Origin of the sequence: Bradyrhizobium brasilense, from assembly GCF_029714345.1 — a bacterium.
Classification (GTDB): domain Bacteria; phylum Pseudomonadota; class Alphaproteobacteria; order Rhizobiales; family Xanthobacteraceae; genus Bradyrhizobium; species Bradyrhizobium australafricanum.
Map to the genome: position 1 here is coordinate 5657155 of NZ_CP121669.1, position 25950 is coordinate 5683104.

22 protein-coding genes are annotated in these 25950 nt (G+C 65.2%); 6 read left to right on the forward strand and 16 right to left on the reverse strand.

Translation table 11 applies throughout. From position 1 onward, the window contains the following. Positions 1-50: 50 nt before the first annotated feature. From QA635_RS26705 to QA635_RS26715, 3 genes are all read left to right on the forward strand, one after another. Positions 51-1313 carry a Tm-1-like ATP-binding domain-containing protein gene (locus QA635_RS26705; RefSeq protein ID WP_283062340.1) on the forward strand — a complete coding sequence of 421 codons (1263 nt, stop codon included), beginning with the start codon at positions 51-53 and terminating at the stop codon, positions 1311-1313. Next, on the forward strand, positions 1310-1975 hold the full coding sequence (locus tag QA635_RS26710) for an HAD family hydrolase (RefSeq protein WP_283062341.1): 666 nt from the start codon (positions 1310-1312) through the stop codon (positions 1973-1975). Before QA635_RS26705 ends, QA635_RS26710 begins: the two co-directional genes overlap by 4 nt. A 112-nt stretch (positions 1976-2087) precedes the next feature. Next, entirely contained in the window at positions 2088-3440 is a 1353-nt protein-coding gene (locus QA635_RS26715) for an aminotransferase class III-fold pyridoxal phosphate-dependent enzyme (RefSeq protein WP_283062342.1), read from the forward strand. Here QA635_RS26715 and QA635_RS26720 read toward each other — a convergent pair. The 10 genes from QA635_RS26720 to QA635_RS26765 form a co-directional block, all read right to left on the reverse strand. After that, positions 3426-3746, reverse strand: coding sequence for a hypothetical protein (locus QA635_RS26720; RefSeq protein ID WP_283062343.1), 321 nt, complete (start codon positions 3744-3746; stop codon positions 3426-3428). The genes QA635_RS26715 and QA635_RS26720 overlap by 15 nt on opposite strands. Next, on the reverse strand, positions 3743-5755 hold the full coding sequence (locus tag QA635_RS26725; RefSeq protein ID WP_283062344.1) for a copper amine oxidase: 2013 nt from the start codon (positions 5753-5755) through the stop codon (positions 3743-3745). The genes QA635_RS26720 and QA635_RS26725 overlap by 4 nt, the downstream gene beginning before the upstream one ends. Before the next feature lie 68 nt (positions 5756-5823). Beyond that, a complete protein-coding gene (locus tag QA635_RS26730; RefSeq protein ID WP_283062345.1) occupies positions 5824-6849 on the reverse strand; it encodes a branched-chain amino acid ABC transporter permease in 1026 nt (341 codons plus the stop codon). Next, positions 6849-7715 carry a branched-chain amino acid ABC transporter permease gene (locus tag QA635_RS26735; protein WP_283062346.1) on the reverse strand — a complete coding sequence of 289 codons (867 nt, stop codon included), beginning with the start codon at positions 7713-7715 and terminating at the stop codon, positions 6849-6851. The genes QA635_RS26730 and QA635_RS26735 overlap by 1 nt, the downstream gene beginning before the upstream one ends. 16 nt (positions 7716-7731) lie before the next feature. Continuing rightward, on the reverse strand, positions 7732-8430 hold the full coding sequence (locus tag QA635_RS26740) for an ABC transporter ATP-binding protein (RefSeq protein ID WP_283062348.1): 699 nt from the start codon (positions 8428-8430) through the stop codon (positions 7732-7734). Next, on the reverse strand, positions 8417-9148 hold the full coding sequence (locus QA635_RS26745; protein WP_283062350.1) for an ABC transporter ATP-binding protein: 732 nt from the start codon (positions 9146-9148) through the stop codon (positions 8417-8419). Before QA635_RS26745 ends, QA635_RS26740 begins: the two co-directional genes overlap by 14 nt. 1 nt (position 9149) lies before the next feature. Continuing rightward, positions 9150-10463 carry an ABC transporter substrate-binding protein gene (locus tag QA635_RS26750; protein ID WP_283062351.1) on the reverse strand — a complete coding sequence of 438 codons (1314 nt, stop codon included), beginning with the start codon at positions 10461-10463 and terminating at the stop codon, positions 9150-9152. 42 nt (positions 10464-10505) lie between these two features. Further along, positions 10506-11594 carry a CobW family GTP-binding protein gene (locus QA635_RS26755; RefSeq protein ID WP_283062352.1) on the reverse strand — a complete coding sequence of 363 codons (1089 nt, stop codon included), beginning with the start codon at positions 11592-11594 and terminating at the stop codon, positions 10506-10508. Next, positions 11594-13261: an amidohydrolase gene (locus QA635_RS26760; protein ID WP_283062353.1), complete on the reverse strand. Its 1668-nt coding sequence runs from the start codon at positions 13259-13261 to the stop codon at positions 11594-11596. Before QA635_RS26760 ends, QA635_RS26755 begins: the two co-directional genes overlap by 1 nt. 325 nt (positions 13262-13586) lie before the next feature. Further along, positions 13587-15164, reverse strand: a complete 1578-nt coding sequence (locus QA635_RS26765) for a gamma-glutamyltransferase family protein (protein WP_283062354.1) — start codon at positions 15162-15164, stop codon at positions 13587-13589. Between the two features lie 504 nt (positions 15165-15668). Here QA635_RS26765 and QA635_RS26770 point away from each other — a divergent pair. Then, positions 15669-16598 (forward strand): D-alanyl-D-alanine carboxypeptidase family protein, encoded by a 930-nt coding sequence (locus tag QA635_RS26770; RefSeq protein WP_283062355.1) that lies wholly within the window; start codon positions 15669-15671, stop codon positions 16596-16598. A gap of 806 nt (positions 16599-17404) precedes the next feature. On the opposite strand, the gene QA635_RS26775 is transcribed toward QA635_RS26770, so the two are convergent. Continuing rightward, positions 17405-18079 carry a helix-turn-helix transcriptional regulator gene (locus QA635_RS26775; protein ID WP_028345120.1) on the reverse strand — a complete coding sequence of 225 codons (675 nt, stop codon included), beginning with the start codon at positions 18077-18079 and terminating at the stop codon, positions 17405-17407. 234 nt (positions 18080-18313) lie between these two features. Here QA635_RS26775 and QA635_RS26780 point away from each other — a divergent pair, with 234 nt between their 5' ends. Further along, positions 18314-19516 carry a serine hydrolase domain-containing protein gene (locus QA635_RS26780; protein ID WP_283062357.1) on the forward strand — a complete coding sequence of 401 codons (1203 nt, stop codon included), beginning with the start codon at positions 18314-18316 and terminating at the stop codon, positions 19514-19516. Positions 19517-19538: 22 nt separating this feature from the next. Beyond that, positions 19539-21128: an ABC transporter substrate-binding protein gene (locus tag QA635_RS26785; RefSeq protein ID WP_283062359.1), complete on the forward strand. Its 1590-nt coding sequence runs from the start codon at positions 19539-19541 to the stop codon at positions 21126-21128. A gap of 6 nt (positions 21129-21134) precedes the next feature. Here the strand turns inward: QA635_RS26785 and QA635_RS26790 are convergent, their stop codons facing one another. The 5 genes from QA635_RS26790 to QA635_RS26810 form a co-directional block, all read right to left on the reverse strand. Further along, positions 21135-22538 carry an amidase gene (locus QA635_RS26790; protein ID WP_283062361.1) on the reverse strand — a complete coding sequence of 468 codons (1404 nt, stop codon included), beginning with the start codon at positions 22536-22538 and terminating at the stop codon, positions 21135-21137. Positions 22539-22624: 86 nt separating this feature from the next. Beyond that, positions 22625-23386 carry an SDR family NAD(P)-dependent oxidoreductase gene (locus QA635_RS26795; RefSeq protein WP_283062362.1) on the reverse strand — a complete coding sequence of 254 codons (762 nt, stop codon included), beginning with the start codon at positions 23384-23386 and terminating at the stop codon, positions 22625-22627. 62 nt (positions 23387-23448) lie between these two features. Beyond that, a complete protein-coding gene (locus QA635_RS26800) occupies positions 23449-24159 on the reverse strand; it encodes an ABC transporter ATP-binding protein (protein WP_050386935.1) in 711 nt (236 codons plus the stop codon). Further along, positions 24149-24868, reverse strand: a complete 720-nt coding sequence (locus QA635_RS26805; RefSeq protein WP_018270850.1) for an ATP-binding cassette domain-containing protein — start codon at positions 24866-24868, stop codon at positions 24149-24151. Before QA635_RS26805 ends, QA635_RS26800 begins: the two co-directional genes overlap by 11 nt. Positions 24869-24871: 3 nt before the next feature. After that, on the reverse strand, positions 24872-25945 hold the full coding sequence (locus tag QA635_RS26810) for a branched-chain amino acid ABC transporter permease (RefSeq protein WP_057015931.1): 1074 nt from the start codon (positions 25943-25945) through the stop codon (positions 24872-24874). Between the last annotated feature and the right edge of the window lie 5 nt (positions 25946-25950).

Genomic DNA, 25950 nt, shown 5'->3' on the forward strand with positions numbered 1-25950 from the left:
ATCCAAACCGGTTGTCACCATCCCTTACGCCTGCCGGCGAGCCGAAGGTCATGCCTGAGATGACGCAGCCCCGCATTCTCCTGATCGGAACGGGAGACACCAAGGCCGACGAACTGCTGTTCATGAGCGAGTGCATCGCCCGCGTCGGTGGCCGAACCATCATGATGGACATCAGCGTGCTCGGCGATCCGCCGTACCAGCCGGCACATGACAAGCACGCGGTGGCGGCCGCCGCGCAGACCACGATCGAGGCGATCGCATCGAGCGGCGACGAGAATTCCGCGATGTCGCTGATGGCGGTTGGCGCCGCCAATCTGGCGCGCGCGCTCGCGGAGCGCGATGCCATCGACGGCGTGATCGCGATCGGTGGCACGATGGGCACCGACCTTGCGCTCGACGTCGCGCAGGCGCTGCCGCTCGGCCTGCCGAAGCTGATCGTCTCGACCGTCGCCTTCTCGCATCTGATCCCGCCCGAGCGCGTCGCCGCCGATCTGATGATGATCCTGTGGGCCGGCGGTCTCTACGGCCTCAACGGCACCTGCACCGCCGTGCTGTCGCAAGCCTGCGGCGCGATCGTCGGCGCCGCCAGAAGCGCAATCAGGCCGCGCAAGGACCGGCCGGTCGTTGCGATCACCTCGCTCGGCAAGAGCTGCCTGCGCTATATGGTCGAGCTCAAGCCGCAGCTCGAGCGGCGCGGCTACGAGGTGGTTGTCTTCCACACCACCGGCATGGGCGGCCGCGCGATGGAATCGATCGCCGCGCAAGGTGGCTTTGCCGCGGTGCTGGACCTCAGCCTGCAGGAGGTCGCCAACCAGCTCACCGGCTCGGTGGTCAATTCCGGCGCTGACAGGCTGGAGAATGCGGGCAGAGCCGGCATTCCACAGATCGTCGCGCCCGGGGCGATCGACATGGTCGACTTCCCGGCATGGCTTGGGGTTCCGAACGAACTGTCGGATCGTCCATTCCACGCGCATAACCGGCTGCTTGCGTCGGCAACGTCGGGATCCGCTGATCGCCAACGGATCGCCCGCGCGATTGCCGAGAAACTGTCCCAGGCCAACGCTCCCGTTGCCTTCGTGCTGCCCGCCGGCGGCATCCAGCAATGGGATCGCGAAGGCGAAGCGTTGCACGATCCCGACGCCCTCGCCGCCTTCGTCGACGCCATGCGATCGGCGATCAAGGCGCCGGTCGAGCTGCACGAGATCAAGGATCACATCAACAGTGCCGCATTTAACGAAACGGTGCTCGGCATCTTCGATCGGTGGGTCGCTGCCGGCATTGTCCCTCGCGGCCGCACCACGGCTGCCGCATGAGGAGGCCGCTTGCCCAGGCGCTGGTGCTCGACTTCGGCGGGGTGATCTCGAAGACATTGTTCGAGACCCATGACCTGACCGAGCGTGCGCTCGGGCTCGCCCCGTGCACACTGAAATGGCTCGGACCGTTCGCGCCCGACAGCGATCCGCTCTGGACTTCCATGCAGCGTGGCGAAATTTCTGAACGCGACTACTGGCTGACCCGCAGCCGCGAGGTCGGGCGCCTGGTCGGCGAGGACTGGCGCGACATGGAGACCTTTGTGAAACGCGCGCGCGGCGCCGATCCCGACACCGTGATCCGCCCCGAGGCAGCGCGCGCGATCACCCTCGCCGCCGATGCCGGGTACCGGCTCGCCATCCTCTCGAACGAGCTCGACCTGTTCTACGGCGCCGATTTCCGCAGCCGCCTCTCCATCCTCAAGCGCTTCGACACCATCGTCGATGCCACGCATACCGGAATCCTGAAGCCCGACCCCCGCGCCTATCAAAGCGTGCTGGACGAACTGGCGCTGGAAGCAGACAATTGCGTCTTCGTCGACGACCAGCGTCGCAACATCGCAGGCGCCGCCGCATGCAACATGCGCACGGTGCCGTTCGATGTGCGCAATCCTGCAGCGTCCTACAGCGAGGCGCTGCGGCATTTCGGGCTGCAATTCGACTAAAGCACTTTCGAGCGAAGCGGGTACCGGTTCGAAAACGCGTCAAAACCAGAATCTGGAGCCCCGTCCCGATTCCATCGGAACGGAAAAGGCTCCAGCCGGACAGGGAACGATCATGCGCGACAGAAACTTCCTGGTTGAGAACAATGCCAAGCCGATCTGGCACCCGATGGCCCATCCCGCCGAGATGCGGGCGCAGCCGCCGCGGATCGTGATGAAGGGCGAAGGCGTTGAAGTCACCGACATCGACGGCAAGACCGTGATCGATGCGGTCGGCGGATTGTGGAATGTCAATCTCGGCTACAGCTGCGATCCGATCAAACAGGCGATCGCGGACCAGCTCAGCGCGCTGCCGTATTATTCGGGCTTCCGCGGCACCTCATCCGGTCCCTCGATCGAGCTCGCCTACGAGCTCACCGAATGGTTCAAGCCGGAACGCATGGTGCGCGCTTTCTTCACCTCGGGCGGGTCGGACTCGGTCGAGACCGCGCTACGGCTCGCCCGGCAATACTGGAAGATCAAGGGCCAGGCTGACCGCACCAAGTTCCTGGCGCTGAAGAAGGGCTACCACGGCACCCATTTCGGCGGCGCCTCCGTCAACGGCAACGCCAATTTCCGCCGCAACTATGAGCCGATGCTGCCCGGTGTGTTCCATATCCCCGCGCCGTCGACCTATCGCAATCCCTTCAACGAGACCGATCCCGCAAAACTCGCGCAGCTGTGCGCGGCGGCGATGGAGGAGGAGATCGCATTCCAGGGCGCCGACACCATCGCGGCCTTCATCATGGAGCCGGTGCTCGGGGCTGGCGGCGTGATCGTGCCGCCGGACAGCTTCATGAAGCTGGCGCGCGAGATCTGTGACCGTCACGGCATCCTGATGATCGCGGACGAGGTCGTCACCGGTTTCGGGCGCACCGGCGCATGGTCGGGTTCGCGGCTCTGGGGCGTGAAGCCCGACATGATGACGATCGCGAAGGCGATCACCTCGGGCTATTTCCCGCTCGGCGCGACGCTGATCGGCGAGCAGGTTGCGGAAGCCTTCGAGGCCGACACGACCACGTTCGGCTCGATCGGCCATGGCTACACCTATTCCGGCCATCCGGTCGGCTGCGCCGCGGGCCTTGCGGCGCTCGCCGAGACCCGCCGCCTCAAGCTTGACGAGAATGCCGCCGCGCGCGGCGAGGACCTTGCGCGGGCGCTGGCCGCGCTCAAGGCGAAGCACGCGCTGGTCGGCGACGTCAGGGGCAAGGGTTTGATGGCCGCGCTCGAACTGGTCGCCGATCGCGACAGCAAGAAGCCCGCCGACAAGAAGACGATGGCGAAGGTTGCCGATGCCGCCTACGAGGCCGGCGTGATGCTGCGCGTCTCCGGCAACAACCTGATCCTGTCCCCGCCCCTGATCCTGACGTCGGCCGACGTTCGGCGGATCGCCGAAGGGATCGACGCCGGGCTCTCAGCGGCTACCTGATAGCGCGCTGACGCAAGCCATAGCGCGCTCGAACAGGGCGCCATCCGCCTTGTCGCGGTCGAGGCAATCGGCCAGCGATATGGCCGACATCCGCTGGTCGGTGCAGAAGATGCGCATGAAGTCGGCCGCGAGCGCGACCTTGCGCGGCGCCGGTTGCCTCTCCCAGTCGCTGGTGCTCAGATAGAGCAAGGACGCATCGTCAACGCTGCTGTTTTCGGCCGCTGCGCCACGCGCGGCTGGGCCGGTCGCCAGCAACGCCAACAGCGCGCCGACCGCGGCTCCCATGCGATGCATGCGGCCGCTCATTTCGTCTCCCTGGCATTCACCATCGGCGGCACGTCGAGCGCGGGATTGCGATCGAAGAAGTTGAACGGACGCAGCCGGAAGCCGTGCCATAGGCCCGGCATGACCGGCCAATCCTCGGCGCGCGGCACGTGGCGGAAGCCGACCGTGTACCACAGCACGAGGTCGCGGTCCTCGATCGGCCGCTTGGCCGCCGTCCATTTCGGCAGGCCGTCGACCTCGGGGTTTCCGTTCGGATACATGCCCGCGGCGTAGCGCTCGTCCTTGGCGTAGGCCGAGGTCCACAACGTGTAGGCGCTGAAACCGGCACGCAGCTGGATCGGATCGTCCTTGGCGAGCAGCGAGACGTCGGAGTGGCCGGGCATCAACTGATAGCTTGTGCGGTAGCCGCGGCCGTTGGTCCTGCCCGTGCTCTCGACCCTGAATTGCGCCGCGTTCAGCGGCATGGTGATGGGCCCTTCGGTCGCGACCGGCCTGGTGTCGACCTGCCAGAGGCTCTTGCGCTGACCCTGCTCCAGGCGGCGGACATTGAAGCGATCCTCGACCAGCCGGTTCGAGGTGCCGTCGACGTCCATGTCGATCCGGAACGTCATGTAGTGATCGTGATTGACCGCGAGCAGCCGTTCGTCGACCAGCGTCCCAAAGGCGGTATCCTGCGCCGCCGTCGGGTCGCTCAGTGTCTTGCTCGCGACGCCCTTGGTCGCATCGATGCCGTAGGCGCCGAGCCGCACATCGATATTGCCGGCACGGTCGAACACGTAGTCCACCAGATAGTCGTAATTGCCGACCACCGGCGCCATCCGCACCACCAGCTCGTTGTTCGGCCGCACCTCGGCGGTGTTGTTGATCAGCTCGCTGTGGCGCCAGATCGGATCGCCGGTCGGGCGCTCGAAGATGCACACCGCGCCCTTGGAAACGACCGGCGCACCCTTGGTATCCGAGATCGTCAGGTCGAGATAATGCGCGCCTTCGGGACAATCCACGCCGCGCTGCAATTCGCTGGAGAGCACGCCGAAGCCGTACTCGCCGATGTCCATATAGGCGCGGAACGACCAGGTCGGCGCCGGATCCATGTAGGGCACGAACATCTCGCTCGCCGAAATCTGGTATGCGATGTCGCGGAGCGTGCCGTGGTCATCGTAGCGGATCAGCGACAGCACGGCGCCGACACGCGGCTCGAGACGGACATGGAACGACCAGTTGTCCCAGCGGACCTGACCGCCCTCCACCTTCACATTGCTGCCCTCGGGCGCGGCGATTTCGATCGGCTTCGGCGGCTTGCGATATGTTCCGGAGTCGGCATAGGCGTGCGAGGGCGTCTGCGGCGGTGGCGGCACCACGCCGAGATCGGTCACCGACAGCACCGTTTTGCTCTTGAGATCGACCTGGGCGAATAGGTTCTCGATCGGCTTGCCCCAGAGATTGTTGGCGGCCCCCGTGGTGTCGACACAGGGAACGTTGAGCAGGCGGCGGCCCTTCAACGCCGGATCGGTCACTGGACCCACGGTCAGCGGCAGGCACAGCACGTTGCGGAAATCGGTGATGCCGCGCTTCGCCATCGCGGCGATCCAGCGCGGGTCCTGCTTCGGCAGGTCGCCGGCGGAGATCAGCTCGTCGATGGTCAGCGCAGCCTCGTGATCCCTGACTTCCTGCCAGCCGAGCAGGCTTCGCGTGGCGAGATCGATATGCGCCTCGTAGAGATGCCCGCCGCTCAGCAGCGTCGCGCTGGCCCGGCGCGTGAAGGGCTGTCCGGGCTTCCACGCCCGCACCTCGTCCTTGGGATCCTCCTCGACCGACATCGAGACGACCCGCGCCGAATCGTCGAGCTTGCCGGCGCCGCGCAGGATATCGGAGACCGAGCGGATTTCGTCGGTGGTGAGCCCGTCCATCGGGTGCGTTGCGGCCGCCTGCGGCCACATCCGCCGCTCGGCCTGCGCCGGCAGCGGCGCCGCCAATGTCGCGACCATCAGACCGGCCACTGCCCACACGCCATGCCTGAAAATCAGAGCCATTCCGCCCTCCACTCAAAGCCAGAACTGTCAGAATACAAGCAACGGTGGCGACGTGAAGGCCCGCTCCTTCATCCGGTAACCTGTTCCGACGCCGCCGGCAGGATCGCGGCCGCGGCCGGGCGTGGCGCGGCGCGGTGGACATCGAGCAGCCGCACGCCGATGCGATCGCGCAAGGCCGGCCAGAGGCCGCGCGGCGCCACGATCATCACCACGACGGCGATGATGCCGAGCCCCACCAGATACCAGCCGCCGGATAGGCCGAGCGGTCCGGTCATCAGCTCGCGCAGGCCGAAGAAGATGATGACGCCGAGGATCGGGCCCTCCAAGGTTCCGATACCGCCGATGATCACGATAAACATCATGTAGACGGACCAGTTGACGTCGAAGGCCGCCAGCGGCGCGATGAACAGATTGCCCATGAAGCTGAGCGCGCCGGCAAGCCCACATCCCGCCGCCGAGAGCACGAAGGCGACGAAACGATTGTGTCGGACGTCGACGCCGACGCTCATCGCGGCAAGGTCATTGTCGCGCACGCTCATCAGCCCGAGCCCGAAGCTCGACGTCATCATCCTGTACAGCGCCGCGATGGTCACGAGCGTCAGGCCGCCGGCGAGCCAGAACATCGTCGGCTCGAACCAGTCGAAATCGATCAGCTTGCTGGTCGCGAGCGGCACGCCCGACGTGCCGCCGACGGCCTGCGACTTCATTGTGAACGCGCCGATGATTTCGGCGAACACCCACATCGCGATCGAGAAATAGGCGTCGCGCAAACGAAACAGCGGAAAGGCGATGATGGCCGCAACGGCGCCCGCCACCAGCGGCGCGACCGGCAGCACCCAGATCGGCGTAACCTCGAGCCAGCCCGAGGTCAGGAACAGCGCATAAGCGCCGAAGGCGATGAAGACCTGGTGGCCAAGCGAGACCAGCCCGGCATAACCCGCCAGCAGGTTCCACATCTGCGCCATCGTCAGCAAGAGCAGGCACTCGGTCGCGAGCCGCAGAAAACCCTCGTTCAGCACGAAGGGCGCGCCGGCAATTGCGGCGACAAGCACGATGGCAGAGGCTATGAGAATTGTCCGCGTCGGCATCGGCATCACACCCTGCTCGACACGAGACCCGACGGGCGGATCAGCAGCATGAGGAAGAACAGGAGGTGCGCATAGAGCAGCCCGGCATTCGGATCGATTTTCAGCCCGATCAATTGCGCCATGCCGAGCGCGATGCCGCCGAGCAGCGCGCCCCAGAACGAGCCGAGCCCGCCGAGCACCACGACCTCGAACGCGATCAGAAGCCGCTCGGCGCCCGAGAACGGCGTGAAGCTCGAACGCACCGCCAGCAGCACGCCGCCGATCGCGCCGAGCGCGAGCGACAGGCCCATGACATAGTTATAAACCCGGTCCGGCTTGACCCCGGACAGCCGGACGATATCGCGGCGATCGGCGGTGGCGCGCACGATCCGACCGAACTCGGTATGGCGCAGCACGAGTTGCAGCGCCATGAAAAGCAACGCGGCGAGCACCAGCGTCAGCAGCGGCATGATGCCGATGTTGAGACCAGCGACCTCGAGGCTGGCGCGCGACAGCTCGCCGACCTGGAGGCTGCGCACGTCGGCGCCGAACACCTCGACCATCACGTTGCGCAGAATGACTGAAACGCCGAACGTCAGCAGCAGCGGCGAGAGCGGATCGGGCGAGGTCACGACCCGGTTGACGATGGCAGCCTGATAGAGCCAGCCTACCGCAAAGGACAGCGCGATCACCGGGATCAGCATCAACAGCGGCGACACCTGCGGAAACAGGTTGGCCAGCAGCACGGCGCAGAACGCACTCAGCACCATGAACTCGCCATGGGCGATGTTGACGACGCGCATCACGCCGAACACCAGCGCGAGCCCGATGCCGAGCAGCCCATAAAGCCCGCCGAGCAGGGCCCCGTTGATCAATGTCTCAACCCAGATCATGTCGTGCCAATCCTGGCTAGTTACCGAAATAAGCGTGCGTCAGCTGCTCCGGCTGCAAGCCTTGCGCCGGGCCGGTCAGCGACACCCGCCCCTTCAACAGGCAATAGATCCGCTCCGAGGTCGCGAGCGCGCGCTTGACGTCCTGCTCGACCAGCACGACGGCGGTGCCCTCGCGGCGGATGTCGGCAAAGGAACGGTAGATCTGCTCGACCACGACCGGCGCGAGCCCGAGCGAGATCTCGTCGCACAGCAGGAGCCGCGGGTTCGACATCAGCGCGCGGCCGATCGCTGCCATCTGCTGCTGGCCACCGGAGAGCTGGCTAGGAAACGCCCGCCGCCGCTCCTCGAGGACCGGGAACAGGTCGAACACTCGCCGCAAGGTCCAGCTCCCTTTGCGCCGGTTGACGCTGCCCATCAGCAGGTTCTCCTCGATCGTCAGCGAGTCGAACAGCAGGCGGCCCTCGGGCACCATGATGAGGCCGAGCCGCGACACCTCTTCGGCCGGCATCTGCGAGATATCGATGCCGTCGAACTGTACCGCCCCTCGCCGCTCCTCGTTCAGACCGACCAGCGCCTTCAGGAAGGTGGACTTGCCGGCACCGTTGGCGCCGACCAGCGCCACCGCCTCGCCGTCCGCGACGGTGAAGTTCATGTCGAACACGGCTTGCAGATCGCCGTAGAATATCTGCAGGCCGTTCACATCAAGCAACGCCATCGGCCTTCAATCCCATGTAGATCTCGCGCACCACGGCGCTGTCCATGACCTCGGCCGGCGGTCCCTCGAGCACCTTGCGGCCGAAATCGAGCACCAGGATGCGATCCGACACCGCGCGCAGCGCGTGCGGAATGTGCTCGATCCAGATCATGGCGTGATCGGCCTTCACCGACTGGATGATGGCAACAAGGCGCTCGACCTCCGGCTCGGTCAGCCCGGCGGCGATCTCGTCGAGCAGGATCAGCTTCGGCTTCGAGGCCAGCGCCTTGGCGAATTCCAGCCGCTTGCGGTCGATCAGCGGCAAGGCGCCCGCGAGCTTGTCGGCCTTGGCGTCGAGCCCGGTGCGCTGCAGCACCTCCATGGTCCAGCTCGATGCCGCCTCGCCGGTGAGGCCCGCGCCGTAGGATGCCGCGACCAGCGCGTTCTCGTAGACCGACAGATGCGGGAACGGTTGCGGAATCTGGAACGCGCGCCCGAGCCCCATCCGCGCCCGGCGGTGCGGCGGCAGGGCTGATATCTCCCTGTCGTCGAGCATGATCGAGCCGCCGTCGGCCGTGAGCAGGCCGACGATCAGGTTGAGCAGCGAGCTCTTGCCGGCGCCGTTCGGGCCGATCACGCCGAGGCACTCGCCGCGCGCCAGCGCGAAGCTGACATTGTCGGCGACCACGATCTCGCCAAAGCGCTTCGACAGCCCGCTGACGCGCAGAAGCGGTGCCATCTCAGGCCAGCTTGGAGAGCAGCTGGAGATCGGCCTGCTTCGGGATGAACGGCGCCGTTCCGTTGTGCACGATCAGGAGCTCGTATTTCGACTTGCCGCCCTTGGCCTTGCGCCATTGCCCGCCCGACAGCGAGGTCACCGCGACGTTCTTGATCGGGCTGTCCTTGAACTTGACCCGGCCGACGACGGTCTCCATGTCGAGGCTGGCGATCGCATCGCGCAATGAGTTCTTGTCCTTGGGATCGCTGTTCTGCAACGCTGCGAGCCCGACCTCCCACAGCGCATGGGCGTAGCCGATCGGCTGGGTCCACTGCTTGCCGGTGGTCTTCTCCCACTCCGCGGCGAGCTCGGCAGCGCTCTGCCCGGTCAGCGAGGACTTGAACGGATAGGCCGGCGTCCACCACACCTCGGTCGACATGCCGTCGCCGCGATCGCCGAGCGCATTCACCGCGGCCGGGAACAGGAAGGCCGCCGCCACCGTGCAGATCTGCGGCTTGAAACCGGCCTGCGCCGCCTGATTCCACAGCGTCACCCAGTGATTGCTAAATGTGAAGCCGGAGACGATGTCGACGCCGTTGTTCTTGAACAGCGCGATCTGGTTGGTGAAGTCGTCGGTCGCGATCTGGAATTTGCCGGCCGAGAATTCCTGATAGCCGGCCGCCGAGATGCCCGCCGGCAGGCCGAGCTTCGGATCGGAGAACGCCTGGCCCGGCGGGTTGTCGATGTAGAGCGTGCCGACCTTCTTGTTGGTGTCGACCGACTGCCACATACCCAAGAAATTTTTGGCGACGTCGTCGGCGCCCCAGAAGAAATGGTAGCTGTACGGAAACCCCTTGTCCGGCGTCGACTTGCGCGGGAACATCCAGCCCTGCCACGGCACCATCGTCGAGATGGTGGGAATGCCGCGCGCGTCGGCGAGCTCCTGCACCGGCGGCTGCGCGTCGCCGTCCTCGATCAGGATCAGGTCGCACTTTTCACGCAGCACCAGCTCGCTCGCGATCACCGACGAGCGGTTCGGATCGGATTGATTGTCCTTGAACACCAGCTCGACCTGATAGGTCTTGCCGCCGATCTTCAGGCCGTCCTTCAGCCGCGCCTTGATGCGCTCATGGATCCAGGGATCGGGCTCGGCGAACTGCGCGCGGACACCGGAGAGGCAGCCGACCCAGCCGATCTTGATGGTGTTGCCGGCGGCCCGCGCGACATTGACCAGCGGCACGCTCATCGCCGATGCGAGGCCGGTGGCACCGGCCGCTTTCAAGAGCGTGCGCCGATTGAGCCGGCCGGATGCCGTATTGTTCTTTGTCTCAGTCATGTCCCTCTCCCTCCACAACCAATGAAAATGCCTGACCGCGGCTCACGCAGCCGATCGCTGGATCGCCGCACGGCTCACCGCGGCGAATTTGCACAAGGTGTTTTCGATGATCTGGCGCGGGATGCCGCGCACGATGAAGACGAGCCGCGAGCGCCGGTCCGCCGACGGCCAGCCCTGCAGCGCGATCGGCGGATGGAACACGTGCTGCACGCCGTGCACCACCATGGGCGCATCGGGCTGCTCGGCGACATGCACGATCGCCTTGAAGCGCAGCAGGTCCTCGCCTCTAAGCGCCGCGACATAATCGAGCCAGCGCGCGAACGCCTCCCGCTGGATCGGCTCGTCGATGATCAGGCTGTAGGACGATACGCCGGTGTCGTGCGCGTGGTGACTGTGGTGGCTGCACGCCTCGCCGTCGCAATGGTGATCCCCGTGATGGTGCGGCGTGTTCGCCGCCTGCGCTGCCAGATCGAACCAGCGCACCACATCAGCGGAGCGCGCCGCCGGATCGAACAGCCCGGCATCGAGGACTTTTGCCGGATCGACGATCCCGTTCCGCACGTGTGAGCGCGTTGCGACCGGATTGATCGCCGCAAGCTGCGCATCGAGCCGCGCAAGTGCATCATTGGCGGCCAGGTCGGTCTTGGTCACCAGCAACCGGTCGGCGACGGCGATCTGCCTGACGGCTTCGCTGTGCGCCGCAAGAGTGTGCGCACCATTAACCGCATCGACGGTCGCGACCACACCGTCGATCCGGTAGCGGCCGACGATATCGGACGCCGTCATCAGCGTGTGCAGCACGGGCACGGCATCGGCGAGCCCGGTGGTCTCGACCAGCACCCGGTGGAATGGTGGGATCGTGCCGTCAGCGCGGCGCGATGCGAGGTCGGCCAGCGTCTCGATCAGGTCCTCGCGCACCGAGCAGCAGATGCAGCCATTGTCGAGCAGCGCCAGGCGGTCTTCGCTGCTCTCGACCAAAAGGTGATCCAACGCCACCTCGCCGAACTCGTTGATGATGGCGACGACGCCGCCGAGCTCGGGCTGGCGCAGCAAATGGTTCAGCACCGTGGTCTTGCCGCTGCCGAGGAAACCGGTCAGCACCGTGACCGGGATCTGATCCGCCGTGCCCATCACGCGCCCCGCTCGTAAACCTTGCGGCCCTCGAAGAAGGTCAGCTCGACCCGCGTATCGGCCAGTTGATCCGGCGGGATGTCGAAGATCATCTGGTCGAGCACGATCAAATCGGCGGATTTGCCCACCTCGATCGAGCCGATCGACTGGCCGAGCCCGGCCGCGCGCGCGGCGTCGATGGTGTAGATGTCGATCACGGTTTTGAGGTCGAGCGCCTGCTCCGCCCACAGCGACTTGCCGGGAAAATCTCCGGTCGGATTCTGCCGCGTCACCATGCCCTCGATGCCCTGCCAGGGGTCGGGGATCGGGATCACCGGCCAGTCCGAGCCGCCGGCCATCAGTGCGCCGGCTTCCTTCAAATCCTTGTTCGGCCAGAAGCGCTGCGCGCGCTCCTCGCCCATCGCGGCCTTGTGCGCCTCGAGGAAGATGGTCGGATACCAGATGATCGGCGACAGGTCGGCGGCGACGCCGAGCTCGGCGAAGCGCTTGACATCGTCGGGCGCGATATAGCTCGCATGCGCGATCTGATGGATCAGATGGGTCGGGCCGTTGAAGCTGCGCACGACATCGATGGCGTCGAGCGCCTGCGTCACCGCGGCGTCGCCCGCGCAATGGATCTTCGCGGCAAGGCCGAGCTTCTCGCAGCGCCCGAGCCAACGGATCAGGTCCGGCACGGTCAGCATGGTGGAGCCGCGGAAGCAGCAGCCGCGCACCGGGTCGGCCACATACGGCTCGTGGAAGGCCGCGGTCTTGGCGCCCGGCACGCCGTCGAGGAACACCTTGACATAATCGGGCTTCACATGCGCACCGCGGTAATCCTCGCGCAGCGCGAACAGCTCCTCGCCGGCCTTGCCGAACATGAAGCCCGGCTCGACCACCGGCATCGCGCACACCGCCCAGGCGGTGAGCTCGCCGCGATCGTCGAGCCCCTTCAGCGCCGCCATGATCGGCTGCATGCTGGCGGCGTCGATGAAGGCGGTGACGCCATAAGCGTTCAGCACCGAGATCGAGCGCGCCACCGCCGCGCGGTCCATCGCGGCCGTGTAGTGACCGGAGGCCGCGAGCGCCCGCTCGACCAGGCCGGAGGCGGCCTCGATCACGATCCCGGTGAGCGTTCCGGACTTGAGGTCGCGGCCGATCTCGCCGTCGGTCGGATCGGGCGTATCGGCCTGCACGCCGGCAAGCCGCAGCGCCGCAGAGCTCGCCCAGCGATTGTGATAGGTGTCGTCGCGCAGCACGACGGGATGCCCGAGGCATGCCGCATCCAGCAGCGCGCAGGACTCCGCGGTGTTCATCTCGTTCAAGAGATTGTTGCCGAACTGCCCGCCGACGATCCAGGCGCTGGGCGCCGCCGCCGATGCGGCCTTGTGCAGGCTCTCGGCGATCCTTGGAATGCTGTCGGCGTTGGAGAAGCGCAGCTCGTAGAGATCGGCCTGCCCGCCCATCATGATGTGATTGTGGATGTCGACGATCCCCGGCATCGCCATGCGTCCGCCGAGATCGACGGTTGCCGTCCCCTCGCCGACGAGCGCCGCGATGTCGCGTTCCTCGCCCACCGCGATGAACCGGCCGGCCTTGACGGCTGCGCAGCTTGCCCAAGGTTGCCCGCGGTTCGACGTGTAGATCCGGCCGTTGCGGAAGACCGTGTCGGCGAATGTCCTGTTCATACGGATCAAACTTCTCGATTGGGAAAGCCTGGAGCGATCAGCCTCTCACCGTGCGGCGCACAAGGCTGAACCGCGCACGACGCCAGCATGATGGCCAAACGTTCGGCATGTCGGCATTTGGAACAATCCACCGTCCGGTGGATGCTCCGCCGCGTCCCCGCAATGCGGGCGGCGGCCTCAGCTCAGGATGATAGTCATGGGGCACATCGGTCCATCCACGTCATTGCGAGCCGAGCGAAGCAATCCATCACTCCGCGGGCGGTGATATGGATTGCTTCGTCGCTGTCGCTCCTCGCAATGACAACTGTAAGAGCCTCACCGCCCCTCAAAACCCCAGCGCCAGACCGTCCTTGCGGTGGTCGGAGGCACCGAACAGCACGCCCGTCGCATGGTCGATGCGGATCGCCTGGCAGCCGCCGATCGGCTCCTCCGAGAACCGGGCATCGTGGCCGCGGGCGCGAAGGTCGTCGCGTATCCCTGGAGAAATGGTCGTCTCCAGCGACAGCGCGCCGTCGAAGGCAAAGGAGCGCGGTGCCTCGGCCGCGGCCTGGATGTCCATCTTCATGTCGAAGATGTTGGACAACAGATTGGCGTGGCCCGCGGCCTGGTAGTGCCCGCCCATCACGCCGAACGACATCACGGTCTTGCCGTCCTTGCGCAGCAGACCCGGAATGATCGTATGCATCGGCCGCTTGCGCGGCCCGAGCGAATTGGGATGTCCCGGTTTGGCGCGAAAGCTCCAGCCGCGGTTGTGCAGCAGCACGCCCGATTGCGGCGCGTAGATGCCGCTGCCGAACGGATAGAACAGCGAGTTGATCAGCGACACGGCGTTGAGGTCGCGGTCGACCACCGTGACATAAACGGTGTCGCGATGCTCGATATCGTCCCAGGTCGCGGGCGCGGACGCGCGGCACATGTCGATCTTGTCGCGGATTCTCCCGATATAGTCCTCGGCAAGGAATGCGGCCGGATCGACCTTGCTGGTGGCAGGATCGCAAAAGAAGGCATCGCGCGCGCGGTAGGCCGCTTTGGTGGCTTCGGCCAGCAGATGGATGCGATCGGCCTCTCCGAGCTTGCCGACATCGAAGCCGGCAAGCGTCCGCAGGATCATCAGCGCGGCCAGGCCCTGCCCGTTTGGCGGACACTCGACCACGTCGTGGTCGTGGTAGCGCGCCGAGATCGGGCGCACATAGTCGGAGGCTTGGGCGGCGAAATCGTCGGTGCTGTGTGCGCCGCCCAAGGCACGCAAGATAGCCACCATCTCGTCGGCAGCCTCGCCCGCGTAGAACGCGTCGCGCCCGTGCTGCGCGATCCGGCGAAGGGTGCGGCCGAGCGCGGGTTGCGTACGGATGTCGCCGACCTCAGGCGCCTTGCCGCCGGGCAGGAACTGCGCCGCCGCATTGCCGTCGATCTCGATCCGGGCCCGGAAGCGGCGCCAGTCCTCCGCGACGCGGGGCGTCACGCAAAAGCCCCGCTCGGCAGCCGCGATCGCCGGCCGGAAGATCTCCTCCAGGGACCTGCTGCCATGATCGGCGACCAGCCGGCACCACGCATCGATCGCGCCGGGCACGGTGACGGCCTCGGGCGCGGTCGGCGGAATGTCGCGTGCACCGCTCGCGGCAAATTTCTCGGCATCGGTTGCGGCAGGCGTGCGGCCCGAGCCGTTCAGCGCGATCGGCTCGCCGGCGTCAGGCGAATACAGCGCGAAGCAGTCGCCGCCGATCCCGGTCATCTGCGGCTCGACGACGCCCTGCACCGCGACCGCCGCCACCGCGGCATCGACGGCGTTGCCGCCGGCCTTCAGCATCTCGACCGCGGCCAGCGTCGCCTGCGGGTGCGAGGTCGCGGCCATGCCACGCTCCGCAACCGCCACCGAACGGCCGATGGCCATGAAATCGCGCATGTCGTTTCCTTCAATGTTGTGAGCGGCCGCCGCTCGCCACATTGTCGAAAACGACACCGGTCCTCGCGGAGGACTCTCGTTTGGCCACCGGGCAGGCAGCAATCCACCTAACGGTGGATCGGTGAACACGGACGAGGTTGTTCTGCCAGACGCGTCTCGGACGCGGCGGATTGATCCGGCGGGCAACCCGGCAACACACCTGTCAAACCTGCACGTGAGGAATTCTTTCGGCCTATCTGAATAGTTGCGTGCTCGGCGGCAATTCTGTGGTGGGTAACTGGTTGCCAAGCCCGGAGCGCGATGGCACGCTGCCATGATCAATTTAGCTCATGTCGATTGCCAATGCCGATGTCATCTCTCAGAGAGTTTCATGGCGCCAGGCGAAGTCGGTTCGGTTGCGGGGCTGGTTGGTTACGCATTGTCTCGTCTCTGGTTTCACTGTCATGCTGCGCCGTCGTTCACGACGTGCGTGCAGCGTCGCCCAATGAGGAGTCGAGCCGGCAGGTGACGGCATCCGAACCGTCGGCTCAATCCGATGCCGACGGAGGTGTCTTGCCGGATGCGGACCGAGCGTCGCCCGAGGCTCTGTCGACGACGCCAAGCGAGAAGCAAGCTGAGCAGGCCTCTCAAACCGCCAACGTTACCGACCCGCTCAAGGCCGCTCCGGACAATGTCGATACAGTCTTGGTCCTGGACGAGTGCTTTGTTGCCGAGACGTGCATCGACCGGTTCCTTGGCGCGCTTTACATGCGCGCGCCGAAGACCGACTGGATCGTCGTGTACGAAAAAAAGGACGTGATCATCAAACGGAAGCGCAAGCTGATCACCGTCACGCGCAGCTTCCCGAAGCGGGTCGAAAATGACTTCGGGTGGAAGGACCCCAAGGCGGCAGAAAGAGCCCGCATGCCTCTGATGGATTACGTGATCGGAGGGATGGATCGAGCCTTCAAGCTAAAGCTGTTCTATTTGCTCCATGCAGCGGAACAGGCCGGATTGGCACCCGGGATCACAAGCGGATTCCGCGATGACTACCGCCAATCGATTGCAAACGGGCTGAAGGCCGCAAATGACAAATCTTATCACGGTGGCAGCTCGCGTGGAGGCTATGGTCACGGGCTCGCTGCAGACGTCGTCAGCATGAATGGCGGGAGCAAGGACGAGCGTGCAACCGAGACCAAGCGATTATGGAAATGGATAGATGAGCACGAAAAGCAGTTCGGAGTTGGACGTCCATACTTGAATGGAGACCCAGCGCATCTCGCACCGGTCGATGGTCGGGAGTATGCTGCTCATCGTACTGTATCAAGGCACACAAAGCTGGCCGGCAAGCGACATACCCGAATTGCAGCATCGTCCAGACATGGCGTGACGCCGCGCGCAAAGTCAAAGGCAGCGTCGAAGGCCGCGACGACGAAACTCAGCTCGCGCCTCTGATTGGCCTACCCCTCCTGCGCTTCGTGCGCTCCGGCGCCCCAACTCAGGGGGTGAGCTGGGGCTGACGGCGGCTTCGGAGGCCGTAGCGGCCAGCCTCCACCCATGACGTTACGCCTCGCTCCGGACTCTCATCTACCAGGAACCGCGATTGCTGCGCCGCGCTACTACTTCTGCGCTGTGGAGCCTGCTTGCCGCTGAATCTGTTACTCGGGGCTAGTCCAGAATGGCAATTGCCGCGTGCGCTTATCGATCTATCATGTCCCCAGTCGTGCGGATTGGCCGACATTTTGCCCACACCCGACCATGCACCTCGCGCGATCAGGGATCGCCGCTTCGGCCCACGGAGCGACGGTCCCGCCCAATTCCGGATGTGTGACTCACGGACCGCGCCCCACACTCAATGTCGTCCTGGCGAAAGCCAGGACCCATTGCCCCGGATCGCAATTGTTGCGCGACGCTGGGGCCACGATCCCGTTCATGATCAAATGCTGTGGTTATGGGTCCTGGCTTTCGCCAGGACGACGATCGTGTGTGAGGAACCCGCACCATCTCTGGAATACTGGATCGCTCGCATGCGCGGGTGATGACACCGACGATGGGAGCGCAATGATGGTGCGTTGTCTCGCGCGAGAACGATCCTCATCGTCCTCCCTGCGAAAGCAGGGACCCATAACGACAGGCAGTCATTGTTGAGCGACGCCCGAACGACGAATCCCGTCCACAACATCCGCCGCGGCGGATGGGTCCCTGCTTTCGCAGGGACGACGTGCCGGAAGAGCCGCGGGCTCTAATCGACAGCCCGCGCCTCAATGCGGCCGCGACATCATTGCCACGACGGCGGAGCGGGTCTCGACGCCGAGCTTTTCGAAGATATGGATCAGATGCGTCTTCACCGTCGCGAGGCCGATGTTCAGGCACTCGCCGATCTCGCGGTTGGTTCGGCCGCAGCACAACAGCTCGACGACTTCCATCTCGCGCGAGGTCAGGCCAAAGCGCGCCGGCTCGTCGGCATTCGACGACAGGCGACTGGTCAGGTTGAACTCGAGATAGTCGTGGATCTTCTCCGCAATGTGCATGCTACCGTCGGGGATCGCGCAGCCCGGCGCCCACAGCACGCTCATTCCGGCGACGATGCGGTCGTTGCGGCGGAAGAAGAACTCGATCATGTCGGCGACGCCGCATTGGCCGGCGAAGGCGCGGTAGGTCGCCGCCTCCTGGGTCGCGCATTGGTCGAGCGCCGTGCTCAGCCGCGCAATCGGCCGGTTGCTCGCCGAGCGCGGATGTAACGGATCGAGCCGGTTCATGCCGGCAAGATACTGGTCGTGGAAACTCGGCGGCACGTTGCTGCTGAGCACGAAGCGGTTGAGGGTCAAATTGCCGTCGACCTCGTAGAACGCGGTCGCCGACCCCTCGAGAATGCCGCGCGCGAACTGAATGGCCTGCGTGGTTGCCGGATCCGGTCGGCCCAGAAGCGCGATCATGACCTACCTCCCGATGTTTCCCGATGGCGAACGTCTGCGCGTCGCGTAACCGTCACGCTGAGGCACGCGCGAGCCATAGTCAAGCAAATTGCGGGCCAAACGCACGGAGCGCACATCCGGGGAAACGGTTACGCCGAAGTAACCCAACGGCCCCCTCCACCATCCGGTTGATTGCGAGCGACGCGAGCCATGCGGAACTTTCGCGCATCATCCGATGTCATTGCTGGATCAAGAATGAATTCGCGTCGCATCATGGCCGCCTTCCCGTCGGCGGCCGACGAACAGGTCACGCTCGCCAACTGGCGCCAACATCCCTTCAACGAGTGGGCATTCCGCAATGTCCGCGAATTGCTGCCCACCGCGAACATCGCGCGCGCCGCAGCGCCGGCGCCACTGTCCTTTGCGCCGCGCTATCTCGACGACCTCAGCTTCGCCAACCCGCGCGGCGAGACGGTCGGCGTCGGCGAGGCGCTGCGCGCCAGCCACACCGACGGCATCGTCGTGTCGCATCGCGGACAGGTCGCGTTCGAATGGTATGCCCATGGCCTGACGCCCGATACCCCGCACCTGATCTTCTCCGTCAGCAAGTCGGTCGCCGGAACGCTCGGCGGCATCCTCGCCGATCACGGCAAGCTCGATCCCGACGCGCCGGTCACGCGCTACATCCCGGAGATGGAGGGCTCGGTCTATGGCGGCGGCTGCAGGGTGCGGCATCTGCTCGACATGAGCGTCGGCATCCGCTTCGACGAGGATTACATGGCGCGCGACGGCGACGTCATGAACTACCGGCGCTCGACCGGCTGGGAGCTGCCCGATCCGGCGATTCCGCCGAGCAATCTGCGCGACTATCTGCGCACGCTGCGGTCGAACGGCGCACCGCATGGAGAGACCTTCCACTACGTATCGACCAATACCGATGTGCTCGGCTGGGTCTATGAGCGCGCCTGCGGCCTGTCCTACGCAAAGATCCTCTCGCACTATCTGTGGCAGCCGATGGGCGCCGAGCACAATGCCTACATCACGGTCGATTCACGCGGCGCAGGCCGCGTCGCCGGCGGCATCTGCGCGACACTGCGCGATCTCACCCGCTTCGGCGAGATGATGCGCAATCACGGCATCAGCAACGGACGACAGGTCGTCCCCGGCTGGTGGATCGACGACATCAGGCAGAACGGCAATGCCGAGGCCTGGTCGCGCGGCGACCTGACGAAAGTGTTTCCAAACGGCAATTACCGCAACAAGTGGTACACGCTCGATCGACGCGAAACGCCGTTTGCCGCGGTCGGCATCCATGGCCAGTGGATCTACATCGATCCGGCCAATGAGACCGTGGTCGCACGCGTCTCCTCGCAGCCGCTGCCGATGGATCTCGATCTCGATCACATGTGGATGCGCGGCTATCGCGCGATCGCGGCCAGGCTTGCCGGCAAGAGCTGACCGATTGCGACAGGGGGACACCATGGGACCATCGATCAACCGCCGCCGTCTGTTGCAGATCGGCGCGGGAGCAAGCCTCGGCATTGCGATGCCGCGCATCGCGCGAGCCAGTTCGAAGACGATCACGGCCGTCATGCACGCGCCGCTGCGCGCCACCGACCCGATCATGACGACGGCGTGGACCGCGCGCAACCACGGCTACATGATCTATGACACGCTGTTCTCGACCAATTCGAAATTCGAAATCAAGCCGCAGATGGTCGAGGCCTGGGATGTCTCCACCGACAACTTGACCTACACCTTCCGCCTGCGGCCCGGCCTCAAATTCCATGACGGCAGCGCGGTGACGTCGGCCGACGTCATCCCTTCGCTGCAGCGCTGGGCCAGGCGCGACACGATGGGCCAAAAACTCTTCGAATTCGTTGCCGAGCTGAAGGCGGTCGACGAGCGCACCTTTCGCATGGCGCTGAAGGAGCCGTGCGGCTTCGTTCTGGCGGCGCTCGGGAAACCGACCGCCAACGTGCCCTTCATCGTGCCGGCGCGGATCGCCGCGACGCCCGCCGACCAGGCCATATCAGATCACCTCGGCTCCGGACCGTTCCGCTTCGTGACGGCGGAATTCCAGCCCGGCGTCAAGGCCGCCTATGAGAAGAACCCGGACTACGTTTCCCGCGACGAGCCGTCCGACGGCACCGGCGGCGGCAAGGTCGTCAAGATCGGCCGCTACGAATGGATCAGCGTGCCGGATTTCCAGATCGCGACCAACGCGCTTGTCAACGACGAGATCGACTATTTCGAGGTGCCGCCGCACGACCATCATCCGATGCTCGCGCGCGCAGCGAATGTCGAGCTGACCGATTACAACACGCTGGGCTTCTCCGGCATGTGCCGGATGAACTGGCTGGTGCCGCCGTTCGACCGGCCGGAGATCCGCCAGGCCGTGCTGCACGCGGTGAACCAGAAGGACTGGCTCGACACCCAGATCGGCAATCCCGATTACTACAAGATCACGCCGGCGATCTTCGTCGCCGGCACCCCGTTCGAAAGCGCGGTCGGATGGTCGACCAAGGCGGACACCGCGAAAGCCAGGGAGCTGCTCAAGCAGGGCGGCTACAAGGGCGAGCCGATCACGATCCTGCACGCAACCGACGCGCCTATCATCACCGCGCTCGGCACGGTCACCGCCGAGGCGCTGCGTTCGATCGGCATGAACGTCAACCTGCTGGCGATGGATTGGGGTTCGGTGGTGGCGCGGCGCGCCAAGCAGTCGATGCCGGCCGAGGGCGGCTGGTCGCTCTACCATTCGACCTGGGCCAGCGCCGACCTCGTCAATCCGATCGGCAACGCCTGCGTCAACGGCAAGGGCAAGAACGGCGGCTTCTTCGGCTGGGTCGAGGACGCCGAGCTCGAGCGGCTGCGCGACAGCTTTGCCCGCACCGCGGCGCCGCCGGACCAGAAGGCGCTGGCCGACAAGATCCAGGCACGCGCCTACGAGGTGGTCACCCACGTCCCGACCGGGCAGTACAATCAACCGGCCGCGACGCGCAAGGCGCTGAAGGACATCGTCCGCGCGCCGGTGCCGCTGTTCTGGAATGTCGACAAGACAGGCTAGCGATGCCTATTCGATCGGCGGCCGCCGCGTATGCCAGTCCGTCACCGACTGGAACGCGGCGCCGGCGCGGACCAGCACGTCTTCGGACAGATGCGGGCCGACCAGTTGCATGCTGAGCGGCATCTGGTCCGAGGCCATGCCCATCGGCAGCGTGATGGTCGGGCTGCCCGAGAAATCGAACACCGCCGTGAAGCGCAGAATGCTCAGGAGGACATTGGGGTCGGCACCGTATTCGCTCATCTTGGTGAGCGTCGGGATCGGCACCGGCATCGTCGGGATCAGCAGCAGGTCGATATCTTCGAACATGGCGGCGAGGCTGCCGCTGAACTTCTGCCGTTCATGATGGATGGCCGCGATGTCGACGCCGCTCGTCGCCCTGCCCTGCTCGATCAGCTGCGCGAGGTCGGGTCCGTATTCCGACTTGCGCGACGGGTAGGTGTCCAGATGCGCCTCAGCCGTCTCCACCGAGCACATCGCAATCCACTGGCTGACGAGCTTCTGGTAAGGCGGGAAATGCACCTCGCGGATGTCGGCGCCGAGATCGGCGAGCGTGCGCTCGGCTTGCACCAGCGCAGCGACGACCTGCCGATCGATGCCCTCCTGGGTGTACCTGCGGTCAACACCGATCCTGAGGCCCCTGATGCCGTCGCCCGCTCCAGCCAGATAGTTCGGCACCGGAGCCCGCAAGGCGGTCGGGTCGTTGATATCAGCGCCCGCGATGACGCCGAGCATCGCCGCGGCATCCGCAGCGCTCCGGCACATCGGCCCGACGTGATCGAGCGAGTCGGCCAGCGGGAAGACGCCGTAGCGGCTGACCCGCCCCCAGGTCGGCTTGATCCCGGTCAACCCGCAGGTCGCCGACGGAAAGCGGATCGAGCCGCCGGTGTCGCTGCCGATCGAGCCGTAGCAGAGCCCCGCCGAGGTCGCGACGCCCGATCCGGTCGATGAGGAGCCAACCCAGTAGTTCACATTCCACGGGTTGAGCGGGGCCTGAACGGCCGGATGATGGCTGGTATAGGCCCCCTCCGTCATCTTCAGCTTGCCGAGCGTCACCGCGCCGGCGACTTCGAGCCGATCCACGATCGTGGCATTGAAGGACGGCACGAATTTGGCGTGGATCGTCGTGCCACCCGCGGTCGGTGCAAACGAGGTGTAGCAGAGGTCCTTCAACCCGATCGGAACGCCATGCAGCGGGCCGCGCCAGACGCCCTTGGCGATCTCCGCATCGTACTGCTTGGCCTGGGCCATCGCCCGCTCCGCAAGGACCAGCGCATAGCCGTGAAACTGTCCATCCAGCTTCGCAATCCGGCCCAGCATCGCCTCGGTGATCTCCGAGGGCTTCACCTCCTTGCGGCGAATGAGCTCGGAGATTTCGGTGATGGATTTGTAGTGCAATGAATCCGCTGACATCTGACGCCCTGCTGTTATCGGAATATGCCTGCCCGGACCGCCGCCGCGGGCGGCGATCTCGCGACTCCGCTGACGGCGCGACCCGCCTAGAACTGGACGCCGCGCGTCAACGCGCCGTCCACCACGAGGTTGGTCCCGGTGATGAAGCTCGCCGCCCTGCTGGCGAGGAACACGGCGGCGTTCGCCATCTCTTGCGGCGTGCCCATGCGGCCGGTCGGGTTGAGCGCCAGTGCGGTCTTGTACAGTTCGGGATTGCCGTCCTTGATCATGTTCCAGACACCACCTTCGAAGTAGGTGTTGCCCGGCGACACCGAATTGGCCCGGATGCCCTTGGCGGCGAGCTGGTAGGCGAGGCCCTGCGTGTAGTGGATGATCGCCGCCTTGAACGTACCGTAGGGACCGCTGGCAAAATCGACCTCGCGCCCCGACACGCTCGAGATCGTGACGATCGCGGCCGCCGCACTCTTCTCCAGATACGGCATCGCCGCGTTGACGAGCCGCACCGTGCCCATCATGTCGGTCGAGAACTCCTTCTCCCAGCTCTCCTCGTCCTGCCCGATCGAGAGCGCGCTGACATTGGCGACCACGACATCGATGCCGCCGAGCTTGGACGCCATGTCGGCGACCCAGGCCTTCAGGGCCGGCCCGTTTGAGACGTCGACGGCACTACCGAACGCCGAAACGCCCTTGGCCTTGAGCGCTGTGACCGCAGCGTCGACGTCGCCCTGGTTGCGCGCACAGATGCCGACATTGGCGCCCTCGGCGGCGAACGTGTCGGCGATCGCCCTGCCGATGCCTTTGGTGCTGCCGGTAACGAGAACCTTTGCTCCCTTGAGTCCGAGATCCATGTCCATTCCCTCCATTATTATCAATTATGCAACGCATTGACCTCACCGCATCGCGCGGTCGATCACAGTAACAGCTGTGCGCGAACGTTGTCCGCGTTGACCTCCTCACCGGCCAGCGATCGCGTGATCTTGCCCTTCTCCATGATGTAGCAGCGCTGCGCGATCTCCAGGATGGTGTCGAGGTTCTGCTCGACGAACACGATCGTGGTCCCGAGCTCCGCTCGGAACGATTTCAGCGCCTCGCAAATATGCTGCACGATCGACGGCTGGATGCCCTCCGACGGCTCGTCGAGGATCATCAGCGCCGGATTGCCGATCAGCGCGCGGCCGATCGCAAGCTGCTGCTGCTCACCGCCGGACATAGTGCCCGCGATCTGGCGCCGGCGCTCCTTCAGGCGTGGAAAATACTCGTAGACGAGCTCGGGCAGCTTCTTGCCTTCGGGCCCGCCGATCAACTCGCCGACCTGCAAATTCTCCTCGACGCTCATTTGCGGAAACACGTCGCGGCCCTGCGGGATGTAGCCGAAGCCGGCGCGCGCCCGCGCATCGGCCTCGAGCTGCGTGACATCCTGATCCATGAAGCTGATGGTGCCGCGCCAGGTCTGCAGCAGACCGATCAAGCACCGCATCAGGGTCGACTTGCCGACGCCGTTGCGGCCGATCACGCCGACGATCTCGCCGCGCGACACCGACATGCTGACGCCTTGCAGGATCGGCGTCGCGCCGTAGCCCGCCCAAAGTCCCGACACCTCCAGGATGCGATCAGTGGGCATGAGTCTTACCCAGATAGATTTCTGCGACCTTCTCGTCTTCCAAAATCGCCTCCAAGCTGCCGCGCGCGAAGATCTTGCCAAGATGCAGAACGGTAACGCGCTGAGCAACCTGACGCACGAACGCCATGTCGTGCTCGACGACCAGGACGGTCATGCCCTCGGCATTGAACGACTTGATCAGCTCGCCGGTCTTGAAAGTCTCTTCCGGCGACATGCCGGCGGTCGGCTCGTCCAGCAGCAGCAGCTGCGGCTGCAGCGCCAGCGCCATCCCGATCTCCAGCCATTGCTGCTGGCCGTGCGAAAGCGCACCGGCGAGCTTGCCGCTATCGTCAGCCAGATTGAGCAATGCGAGCAGCCGCTCCTCTTCAGCACGGCATTCCGCGCCCGAAATGCGTTCCTGCAGCGCGATCTGGATGTTCTGCCGCACCGGCAGCTCCTTGAACACGCTCGGCGCCTGCATCTTGATGCTCATGCCGCGCTGCACCCGCGCGTAGGGCCGCTCGGCGGTGATATCGATCGAGTCGAAGAAGATGCTGCCCGTGGTCGGCGGATAGAGCCCGACGATCAATTTGAACAGCGTGCTCTTCCCGGCCCCGTTGGGCCCGATCAGGCAGTGCACCTCCCCGGCATTGACCGTCAGGTCGACGTCGGAGACGGCGGTCAAACCACCGAAACGCTTGGAGACACCTTTCACATCGACCAGCGCCATGATTCAGGTCTCATCCGATTGCAGGCGGGCGGTATCGGCCAGCGCCGGGGCTTCGTCGCGGCGCCGACGCCTGGTCCACCAATCGACGACGAGCTTGCCGATGCCGAGCACGAAGCCCTGCGGCGCCAGCATCACGGTGGCGAGCAGCAGCACGCCCATCAGCACCAGCGCCGCTTGCTGGCTGTAGACCGTGATGGTCTGAAAGCCGAACAGCAGCAGGAACGATCCGACCAAGGTCGCGGTCAGATCGTTGCGTCCGGAGAACGCCACCCACACGATCGGCATCGCCGCCGCCGGCAGGCCGATGCTGGATGGCGTGATGAACTGCCCCCACGACGTGTACAGTGCGCCGCTCAACCCTGCGAGGCCGCTGCCGATCACGAACGTCAAAAGCTGATACTTGCGGACGTCGTAGCCGAGCATCTCGGCGCGCTGCGGATTTTCCCGCGTCGCCACGATCACGTTGCCGACGCTCGAGTTCACCAGCATGCGCAGCGCGATGTAGACGATCACGATCAGCGCGATCATGACGTAATAGAGCGCCGAGCCCTCGATGTCGAAGTCGCCGACCGTGAGCGGGTCCATCCCCTTCATGCCGTTGAAGCCGTTCAGCCGAGCCGGACCGATATGCCATTCGGGCCCCGCGGTCTGCCCGAGGAAGAAGGCAAGCACTAGCGTCGCCGACAACGTCACGATGCCGAAGAAAATCCCGCTGATGCCGCCCCAGATCATGAAGTAACCGAGGATCCCGGCCGCGATCATCGCGATGACCACGGAGAGAACCAGCGCGGCGATCGTGGTCGTTCCCCCGCCCATATTGATGGCGAGCACGCCATAGCCGTAGCCAGCGATGCCAAAGAAGAAGGTCTGGCCGAACGACAGCATGCCGCCGTATCCCCACATCAGGCAGAGACCGAGCGCCATGAATATCCAGATCAGGAAGTAGGCGAAATTGCCGACGTCATAGGAATCGGCGAACAGCGGATAGATCAGTGCCCCCGCCAGCACGGCGAGGAAGCAGGACCAGAAGATCTTCCCGCGTCCGAGCGTCTGCGGGCCCTCGAGCAGCTTCAACATCAGAA